The following is a 9,609-nucleotide window of genomic DNA, read 5'->3' as shown; positions in this document are numbered from 1 at the left end:
TTCACCCATCCACTACGAGGCACACCTCACCCTACCTCAACAGACACTAACTGAACGGTATTGGGGCTACACCGACGCAGCAGAGCGCACCGGCGGGGGTGTGATTCCTACGTATCCAACAGACAAGGCCTACCCTGCACTCGTCGGAATCGATCACATCCTCAGCCGCGGCATGCAGGCGACATCACTCGAACGGATCACCGTCGACGGCACAGACCATCACGGAATCGTTGCCGAATTGAAAACGACTGGTTAGCCCCGACTATCGCGATTTTTGTCGATGACACCGTTGCGTGCATGATGAACCCATGAGTTCGAACGATCTTTTCGGAGGACCCAAGCGGCTACTGATCGTCATCGCCGTGGTTGTCGCGGTGACAGTTCTTGCTGCATTCGTCACGTTGATCGTGCGGCAGATACTCGGTCCCCCTGAGGGGCCTTCCCCCTACGACACCCCCGAATCGATGTCGTATGTACTACAGATCACCTCTCCTCCCCCGCTGTGACCTGAACCGGTGAACGCCGCACACCGTCAACTTCCATACGACGTCCGATTCGACCGGGGAGTGCGTGGCAGCGACGCAATAGCTGGCGAATGGCAGTCCTCGGGGGTTGAAGAGATCGACACCGACAACTCCGTTCCGGCTCTCCGATCCGGCGTGTTCACCGACGTTGGACGACTGTGATTTGGTTCTTGCTACCCCGATCACGGATCATACGAGCGTGACTTATCCAAGCGTCGCCCCGAAGACAACCGTTGTCGTACCCACGTACAACGAGCGCGAGAACCTTCCCAAGCTGGTGGGGCTGCTCTCGGATCTGGGCGTGGAGAATCTGCACGTTCTCGTCGTGGACGACAACTCACCCGACGGGACCGGCAAGGTTGCCGACGAACTCGCCGCGAACGGTCCGCTCCCCCTCACCGTTCTCCATCGCACCGAGAAGAACGGGCTCGGTCGCGCCTACGTGGCCGGTATGTCCAAAGCGTTGGACGACGGGGCCGACATCGTCATACAGATGGATGCCGACCTTTCCCACCCGACCGAAGTGATCCCGACGATGATCGAGACCTTGACCACCACAGACGCTGCGGTCGTCCTTGGGTCGCGATACGTGCCGGGCGGTGAGGTGGCGAGCGACTGGCCCTGGCACCGGAAGGCTCTTTCGGCTTGGGCGAACTTCTATGTCAACACAATTCTGCGCTTGAAGGTCAAGGACGCAACGGCTGGCTTCAAGGCTTGGCATGCGAAGACTCTTCGGGCAATCGACGTCTCATCGGTCGAGAGCAACGGTTATGCCTTCCAGGTGGAGATGAACTACCGCACCGTTCGACGCGGACTGAAGATCGCCGAGGTGCCGATCAAGTTCGAAGAGCGTAGCGACGGTGAATCGAAGATGAGCCTGGCGGTACAACTCGAGTCTGCACTGGTCCCGTGGAAGCTACTGGCCGGCCGGGCACGCCGCTGACGTCAGCCCAGCGAGTCCCACTATGGCGCATGCGTTGTCGCGGCTGAGCTTCCACACACCGTTCTCGGCCACGAAGATCATCGTTGTAGGATTCGGTTGACCACCGATGGTCAATGTCGCCCCGGCACTCAACGTCCCATCGCCTAGATCATCGACGCCGGTGATCTCTACGCTCGCGTCGTTCGTAACAGCTGCGGTGACGACTTGTTCGATCAATGCGGGGTCATCTTCCGCACCCTGAATGAATACAGCTTTTTCCTCCGATGGAACCGCTGGATCGAAGCCCCGTTTCAGTTCCTCGTTCAGATCTGCGGTGGATGGAACCGGTGGATACGCGGAGGCCGTGGGAATGACGACGGATGGAGCCGAAGGGCTCTTGTCGTTACCGCCATCACTGCATCCGCAGACGAGAGCGGTCACGGCTGCGGCGAGAACGAAAGGCCCTATGGTGAGTTTCATTCACCGAAACTAGCGTAGCAGCGGTCGAATGTACTGATAGGCAGCATGATTCACAGAGTCGTCACCGAGGATTCTCACCAGCGCCTTACAAATTGTTCGATGTGGTCGCCTTCGCGGCGGCAGCGTAGATGTCCACGTACTCCTGGCCCGACGTCTTCATGAGCGAGTACATGACCTCGTCTGTCGTAAATCGAAGTTCCCAGATGCCGTTGTCGGACAACATCTTCCGCGCGGATTCGGGTGCAGGCTCTCCTGCATCGCTCCCCGACCGATCGATGGGAACCTGTCCGGCGCTGGTATAGAACCAGCGAATGAGGCGGCCCTTCATCCAGTGGCCCGAGAAGTATTCACTCTTGGCCACGAATTTGATCCGCCGAGGTCGCCCGAGGACCCTCGATACCGGCCCGATCAGGACGTACTCGAAGATCCAGCCCGCACGAGATCCACTACCTTCCGCGTGCGCAGTGCCCTCGCGGGCCTTCACCAAGTCGCTGCCGTTCGTTGCTACTACAACGTCTTTGGCGGCGACCACACCTCAACGTACGAGTGACTTGACCGAGGCCGGTAGTTGACGAACGCTCTTGAACGGTCCGACGACAGCTGCACCGAACGGCCTGGCCAGAAGCAACCGAGCAACTTCGCGTACCTCCTCGTTGGTGACCTGATCGATCCGTGCGAGCGTGTCGGTGATGTCGTGATGGTTGCCGTAGTTGAGTTCGCTTCGTCCGATACGGTTCATTCGCGATCCGGAATCTTCCAGTCCGAGAACCAAACCGCCACGCAAGGAACCTTTTGCTCTGGCGCACTCGTCGTCACTGATTCCGTCGGAGGCAACGCTTGCGAGCACTTCACGCACAACCGTCGTCACCTCCGCAAGATTCTCCGGTTGGCATCCCGCGTAAACCGAGAACGCGCCCGAGTCCGCGAAGGTATCGACCGAGGAGTACACCGAATACGCGAGCCCTCGCTCCTCGCGAATCTCCTGAAACAGCCGCGAGGACAAGCCGCCGCCGACAGCGGTGTTCAGGACCGACAACGCCCACCGATGACCCTCGTGTCGACCGAAGGCCCGAACACCGAGAGACAGGTGCGCTTGCTCACTGTCGCGAGCGATGAACCTCAGTTCGGGCCGAGTACGCAGCCGAATTCCGCCTTCACGTCGGGGCACCGAGGTGACTCCCGACTCGAGGTGCCCGGCGAATGCGCGCTTGGCCATAGCCACGGTTCGGCGATGATCGACATTTCCCGCCACTGCCAGGACCATGCGCTCGGGTGTGTAACGACGCGTGTGGAACGAGCGGAGCTGAGATCGAGTCATCGCCTCGATCGACTCGACCGTTCCGATCACCGGTCGCCCGACGGGATGATCGCCGAACATCGCTTCGAGAAAAAGATCTCCCAGCAGGTCTTCGGGATCGTCGTCGCGCATCGATATTTCCTCGAGGACCACTTGACGCTCGACATCGACATCGGCTGTGCGACAACGCCCCCGCAGGACCACGTCGCTGACCAGGTCGATGGCCATGCCGAGGTCCTCGTCGAGCACGTGCGCGTAGAAGCACGTACTTTCCTTCGAGGTGAACGCGTTGAGTTCGCCGCCCACGCCATCCATCACTTGAGCAATCTCGAGTGCTGATCGTGTGGGCGTCGACTTGAACAACAGGTGTTCGAGAAAGTGCGCAGCACCGGCAACGCTGGGCTGTTCGTCGCGCGAACCGACACCGACCCAGACACCGACCGACGCCGAACGTACGCCGGGAACGAATTCGGTGACTACGCGAAGACCACCGGGCAGCGTTGTCCGCCGAACGCCCTGCGACTGCTCGGTGTGATCCGAAACGGCCGAACGGTACGTCCCGAGGAGACGTACCGTTCGGTCCTGAGTCTTCTTACTCAGCGGGTGACTCCGTCGGGGCGTCGACTGCCACAGCAGCATTGTCGTCCTCGACCGGTACCAGGCTGATCTTGCCGCGGTTGTCGATGTCGGCGATCTCGACGCGAAGCTTCGAGCCGACGCTGACGACATCTTCGACCTTGTTGATCCGCTTGCCGCTACCCAGCTTGGAGATGTGAACCAGGCCGTCGCGACCCGGGAGCAACGAGACGAATGCACCGAAAGCTGTTGTCTTGACAACAGTTCCGAGGAAACGCTCGCCGACCTTCGGCAGCTGCGGATTGGCGATGGCGTTGATCATATCGATCGCCGCCTGCGCGGACGGGCCGTCCGCTGCACCGACGTAGACAGTGCCGTCATCTTCGATGGAGATGTTGGCACCGGTCTGCTCGGTGATCGAGTTGATCATCTTGCCCTTGGGTCCGATGACCTCGCCGATCTTGTCGACGGGGACCTTGATCGCCGTGACACGAGGCGCGTAAGGGCTCATCTCGTCGGGGGTGTCGATGGCTTCCGCCATGACCTCGAGAATCGTCGTACGAGCATCCTTGGCCTGCGACAGTGCGCCGGCAAGGACCTTCGACGGAATGCCGTCGAGCTTCGTGTCGAGCTGAAGAGCCGTGACGAAGTCCTTGGTTCCGGCGACCTTGAAGTCCATGTCGCCGAAGGCATCTTCGGCACCGAGGATGTCGGTGAGCGCAACGTAGCGAGTCTCTCCGTCGACCTCGTCGGAGACGAGACCCATGGCGATACCGGCAACCGGTGCACGCAATGGCACACCGGCGTTGAGCAGCGACAGAGTCGCAGCACATACCGAGCCCATCGACGTGGAGCCGTTGGAGCTCAGCGCCTCGGATACCTGACGGATTGCATACGGGAACTCTGCCTGGCTCGGGAGCACCGGCAACAGTGCACGCTCGGCGAGCGCTCCGTGTCCGATCTCGCGACGCTTCGGCGAACCGACGCGTCCCGTTTCACCGGTCGAGTACGGCGGGAAGTTGTAGTGATGCATGTAGCGCTTGCTGGTCTCGGGCCCGAGGGAGTCGACCTGCTGCGCCATCTTGACCATGTCCAGCGTCGTGATGCCCAGGATCTGGGTCTCGCCACGCTCGAACAGGGCACTGCCGTGTGTGCGCGGAATGATCGCGACCTCAGCCGACAACGAACGGATGTCGGTGACACCGCGGCCGTCGATACGGAAGTGATCGGTCAGGATCCGCTGGCGGACGGACTTCTTGGTGAGGGCGCGGAACGCTGCGCCGATCTCCTTCTCACGGCCTTCGAACTTGTCGGAAACCTGCGCGAGGATCTGAGCCTTGACCTCGTCGAGCTTGGCCTCACGCTCGGCCTTGCCTGCGATGGTCAACGCCTCGTTCAGCGGAATCTTCGCAGCGGACTCGACGGCCTCGAAGACGTCCGACTGGTACGCCGGGAACACCGGGTAGTCGCCGGTCGGCTTGGAAGCGTTGGCTGCCAATTCCTGCTGCGCGGTGCAGAGAGCAGCGATGAACGGCTTGGATGCTTCGATACCCTCGGCAACAACTGCCTCGTTGGGGGCGGTAGCGCCACCTTCGATGAGTTCGATGACGTTCTCGGTTGCTTCTGCCTCGACCATCATGATCGCGACATCGGCGTCAGCACCCGTGCCCGAGACGATGCGGCCGGCGACGACCATGTTGAACACGGCCTTCTCGAGCTGCTCGTTGGTGGGGAATGCAACCCACTGCTTGCCGATCAGAGCGACGCGGACGCCACCGATCGGGCCGGAGAACGGCAGGCCGGCGATCTGGGTGGACGCAGACGCAGCATTGATCGCGACAACGTCGTAGAGGTCCGCAGGATTGAGGCTCAGGACCGTGATGACGACCTGGATCTCGTTGCGGAGTCCGTCGACGAACGTCGGACGCAGTGGGCGGTCGATGAGGCGGCAGGTCAGGATCGCGTCCGTAGACGGGCGACCTTCGCGCCGGAAGAACGATCCGGGGATGCGTCCTGCTGCGTACATGCGCTCTTCGACATCCACCGTCAGTGGGAAGAAGTCGAATCCTTCGCGGGGGTGCTTGCCTGCCGTGGTGGCCGACAGCAACATCGAGTCTTCGTCGAGGTACGCCGCGACAGCGCCTGCTGCCTGCTGCGCGAGCCGACCGGTCTCGAATCGGATCGTTCGCTTACCGAACGTGCCGTTGTCGATGATGGCGGTAGCTTCGAAGATGCCTTCTTCGGCATCCAACGTTGTGGTTTCGGTCATTCTTTTCTTCTCGTCCTCTCGTCTTTGCCGTGTCTACTGAACCTTCTGTCGGTTCCTCGGGAACCTCGTGTTCCTTCGAACTCCGACAGCGGCGCGAGCGGAGGCGGCCATCGATCGAAGCCGGCCGGACACTTGCCCGACAGGCCACTACCGAAGACCGACGCCACGTCGTCTCAGGCACACGGCGGTATGCGAGTGCCCATGCACTCGCAGTGTTGCTGGTCTATCTGTACTTCGGGTCATACAACTTCGGGTCATACACAGATAGCCAACGAGGACAGTCTAAGCACTGCCTCGTTGGCTTCTGCACTATTGCGGTGACCGCGCACTCGAGCGGGCACGTCGACGTCGAACTAGCGACGCAGACCCAAACGCTCGATCAGCGAGCGGTAACGGGTGACGTCTACCTTGGCGATGTACTTGAGCAGGCGACGACGACGTCCGACCAGCAGCAACAGGCCGCGGCGGGAGTGGTGGTCATGCTTGTGCATCTTCAGGTGCTCGGTGAGATCGACGATGCGCTTGGTGAGCATCGCGACCTGAGCCTCGGGTGAACCCGTATCGGTCGGGTGCAAGCCGTACTCGCCGAGAACGGTCTTCTTCTGTTCGGTGGTCAATGCCACTGGTACTACTCCTGATCACTGACGTCCGCGTGAAAGGGAATTCGAGTGATCTCGCATGCGAGATACCGAATCGGGTGCAGCCACCACGGACCGCAGCATGCACCAACGTAGAAGACTACCAGGACTGTAGTTGCGACAGAATCGAGCGGGCTCGGTCGGCATCTCGGCCCATCTCCGCGATCAGGTCGTCGACCGAATCGAACTTCTCCATACCTCGGAGCCTTTCGACGAAATCCACTGCCACATGCTGCCCGTACAGGTCCGCGTGGCTGTCGAGAACGAATGCTTCCACGGTGCGTGCTCGCCCCGAGAACGTGGGATTGGTCCCAACGGACACCGCTGCCGGTTGCCGTTTGCCCGGCGTCACGGTCCCGATCATCGCGCCAGGACCGAGGACGGTGAACCAGGCTGCGTACACGCCATCGGCGGGAATCGCCGAATGCATCGGGGGTGCCACGTTCGCGGTCGGGTAACCCAGCTGGCGACCTCTGCCGTCGCCGTGCACGACAACACCTTCCACCCGATGCGAACGCCCGAGTGCCAGCGCCGCAGCAGCGACATCGCCGGCATCGACGCATGATCGAATGTATGTGGACGAGAACGTGACCGCATGCTCCGCCAGAAGGCTCACGCCGTCCACCGCGAATCCGAATCGCTCGCCGACTGCACGAAGCAGATCCACATTGCCCAGCGCTTTCTTGCCGAACGTGAAGTTGTCCCCCACGACCACCTCGGCGACGTGAAGTCGCTCGACCAGAATCTCGTGGACGTAGCGCTCAGGAGTGAGCTTCATCAGCTCGGGTGTGAACGGCATGACGAAGAACACGTCGACACCGAGCTCCTCGGCAAGCTCGGCCCGTCTGGTCAGCGTCGTCAGTTGCGCCGGATGCGTCCCAGGCCGGACCACTTCCATCGGGTGCGGATCGAATGTCATGAGCACACTGGGAATTCCGCGTTCCCGCGCAGACTTCACCGCGCGGCTGATCAGTTGCGCGTGCCCCCTGTGCACGCCATCGAAAACACCGATCGTGAGAACACAACGGCCCCAGTCGGCAGGTACATCGTCGAGACCTCGCCATCTCTGCACGAGGGGAAGCCTACGGCCCCCCGAGCTCGGGGTCACTTTCGGATCGGTGTGTCGCTCGACTCAGGTCTGGACAAACATCTCGGCGGTCTGTCAATATTTCGGTGTGCCGAACTTATTTCTTCGTAAGGGGAGATTTTCGATTATGTCCACGCTGCGCCTTGTCACGGCCGTGGCCATGTCGGTCGGCGTGCTCGCAGGATGCGCAAGAACTGTCGCCGACGAGAACACTGCCATTACCGAGGACCCCAGACCGTTGGTCCTCACGACATTCACCGTTCTTGCCGACATGGCGCGCAACGTGGCAGGTGAGCATCTCCTCGTCGAGTCGATCACCAAGGTAGGCGCAGAAATTCACGGTTACGAACCGACCCCCGGCGATCTCCGTACCGCCGAACAAGCCGAACTGATCCTCGACAACGGTCTGGGGCTCGAATCGTGGTTCGAAAAATTCGTCGAGCGCGTCCCCGCCCCACATGCAGTGGTGAGCGACGGCGTGGAACCTGTCTACATCCGTGCCGATGCATATGCGGGGAAGTCCAATCCACACGCATGGATGTCACCGAAGGTGGCGGAGGTCTACGTCGACAACATCGCATCTGCATTCGTCGATCTCGATCCACCGCACGCCGAGGACTATCTCGCCAACGCCGAATCCTACAAAGCCCAGCTTCGAGAGGTCGGCGACCGACTCCGCGCCGACCTCGACACACTACCTCCCAACGAACGCGCAGTGGTCTCGTGCGAGGGCGCCTTCAGCTACCTCGCACGAGACTTCGACCTTCAAGAGGCATATCTGTGGCCGGTCAACGCCGAACAGGAGGGCACCCCGAAACAGGTCGTCGCCACCATCGACTTCGTTCGAGACAACGACGTACCGGCGGTGTTCTGCGAATCGACGGTGTCCGACAAAGCTCAGCGACAGGTCGCCGAGGACACCGGTGCTCGCTTCGGCGGCACCCTCTTCGTCGATTCGCTGAGCGAGGATGGCGGACCTGTTCCCACCTATCTGGACCTACTGACCTACGACGCCCGCACTATCACCGACGCGTTATTGGGGACACGACGATGAACACGAAGCCTGCCGCACTGACAGTCACCGGGGTCGGCGTCCGATATCGAGACATCACCGCACTTGTCGACGCATCGTTGACGCTCGAGGCCGGTTGCGTCTGCGGCCTCGTGGGGATGAACGGGTCGGGCAAGTCGACACTGTTCAAAGCGATCATGGGTGTAGTTCGACCGGACACCGGCACCATCTCCATCTTCGGTGGAGCCCCTGCCGACGCACGCAAGGCGGGCACGGTCAGCTATGTGCCGCAAAGCGAAACAGTGGACTGGTCCTTCCCGATCAGCGTCCGCGACGTCGTCATGATGGGCCGCTACGGGAAACAGAACTGGATGCGAAGCCCGCGCAGATGCGATCGCTCGGCGGTGGAGAACGCAATCGATCGAGTCGACCTGACCGAACTCGCCGACCGCCAGATCGGACAGCTGTCGGGTGGCCAGCGCAAGCGGGCATTCGTTGCCAGAGCCATCGCTCAGGAAGCCTCGCTACTGCTCCTCGACGAGCCTTTCGCCGGGGTCGACAAGCGAACCGAAGCCACGATCACCAGATTGCTGCGGGAGCTCACCGCGGCAGGCGCTTCGGTACTCGTGTCCACGCACGATCTCCACGCGCTGCCGGACCTGTGCGACGAGGCGGTCCTACTGCAGCAACGAGTGTTGATGCACGGAAGACCGGAGGAGGTATTGAAACCGGAGAACCTCGCATTGGCCTTCGGTGTCGATCCACTTTCACGCACGACCTCCCGCACGTCGGAAGTGAGCTGAC

At 61.3% G+C, this 9,609-nt stretch carries 11 protein-coding genes and 1 pseudogene; 6 read left to right on the top strand and 6 right to left on the bottom strand.

Annotated elements, in window-relative coordinates; translation table 11 throughout:
- The 4 genes and pseudogenes from BJI47_RS24160 to BJI47_RS16165 all read left to right on the top strand — a co-directional run.
- Positions 1-256: pseudogene (locus BJI47_RS24160) on the top strand (hypothetical protein); the annotation flags it as partial.
- 52 nt (positions 257-308) lie between these two features.
- On the top strand, positions 309-506 hold the full coding sequence (locus BJI47_RS16170) for a hypothetical protein (protein ID WP_088944614.1): 198 nt from the start codon (positions 309-311) through the stop codon (positions 504-506).
- 9 nt (positions 507-515) lie between these two features.
- Positions 516-686 (top strand): hypothetical protein, encoded by a 171-nt coding sequence (locus tag BJI47_RS24155; protein ID WP_176224894.1) that lies wholly within the window; start codon positions 516-518, stop codon positions 684-686.
- Positions 687-723: 37 nt separating this feature from the next.
- Positions 724-1,467 (top strand): polyprenol monophosphomannose synthase, encoded by a 744-nt coding sequence (locus tag BJI47_RS16165; RefSeq protein WP_088944702.1) that lies wholly within the window; start codon positions 724-726, stop codon positions 1,465-1,467.
- Here BJI47_RS16165 and BJI47_RS16160 read toward each other — a convergent pair.
- The 6 genes from BJI47_RS16160 to BJI47_RS16135 all read right to left on the bottom strand — a co-directional run bounded on the left by BJI47_RS16160 (position 1,441) and on the right by BJI47_RS16135 (position 7,778).
- Positions 1,441-1,926: a hypothetical protein gene (locus tag BJI47_RS16160; protein ID WP_088944613.1), complete on the bottom strand. Its 486-nt coding sequence runs from the start codon at positions 1,924-1,926 to the stop codon at positions 1,441-1,443. The genes BJI47_RS16165 and BJI47_RS16160 overlap by 27 nt on opposite strands.
- Positions 1,927-2,011: 85 nt before the next feature.
- Positions 2,012-2,410 carry a hypothetical protein gene (locus BJI47_RS16155; RefSeq protein ID WP_088944701.1) on the bottom strand — a complete coding sequence of 133 codons (399 nt, stop codon included), beginning with the start codon at positions 2,408-2,410 and terminating at the stop codon, positions 2,012-2,014.
- A 51-nt stretch (positions 2,411-2,461) separates the two neighbouring features.
- Entirely contained in the window at positions 2,462-3,862 is a 1,401-nt protein-coding gene (locus BJI47_RS16150) for a pitrilysin family protein (RefSeq protein ID WP_088944612.1), read from the bottom strand.
- Positions 3,816-6,068 carry a polyribonucleotide nucleotidyltransferase gene (locus BJI47_RS16145; protein WP_088944611.1) on the bottom strand — a complete coding sequence of 751 codons (2,253 nt, stop codon included), beginning with the start codon at positions 6,066-6,068 and terminating at the stop codon, positions 3,816-3,818. The genes BJI47_RS16150 and BJI47_RS16145 overlap by 47 nt, the downstream gene beginning before the upstream one ends.
- A 353-nt stretch (positions 6,069-6,421) precedes the next feature.
- Entirely contained in the window at positions 6,422-6,691 is a 270-nt protein-coding gene (rpsO, locus tag BJI47_RS16140; RefSeq protein WP_084348655.1) for a 30S ribosomal protein S15, read from the bottom strand.
- Positions 6,692-6,806: 115 nt separating this feature from the next.
- Positions 6,807-7,778: a bifunctional riboflavin kinase/FAD synthetase gene (locus BJI47_RS16135; protein ID WP_176224893.1), complete on the bottom strand. Its 972-nt coding sequence runs from the start codon at positions 7,776-7,778 to the stop codon at positions 6,807-6,809.
- Positions 7,779-7,920: 142 nt separating this feature from the next.
- Here BJI47_RS16135 and BJI47_RS16130 point away from each other — a divergent pair, with 142 nt between their 5' ends.
- Positions 7,921-8,847, top strand: coding sequence for a metal ABC transporter substrate-binding protein (locus tag BJI47_RS16130; RefSeq protein ID WP_088944609.1), 927 nt, complete (start codon positions 7,921-7,923; stop codon positions 8,845-8,847).
- Positions 8,844-9,608, top strand: coding sequence for a metal ABC transporter ATP-binding protein (locus tag BJI47_RS16125; RefSeq protein WP_088944608.1), 765 nt, complete (start codon positions 8,844-8,846; stop codon positions 9,606-9,608). The genes BJI47_RS16130 and BJI47_RS16125 overlap by 4 nt, the downstream gene beginning before the upstream one ends.
- Position 9,609 lies beyond the last annotated feature (1 nt).

Origin of the sequence: Rhodococcus sp. 1168, from assembly GCF_002091955.1 — a bacterium.
Classification (GTDB): Bacteria; Actinomycetota; Actinomycetes; order Mycobacteriales; family Mycobacteriaceae; genus Rhodococcoides.
This window is presented reverse-complemented; position numbering and strand designations above follow the sequence as displayed.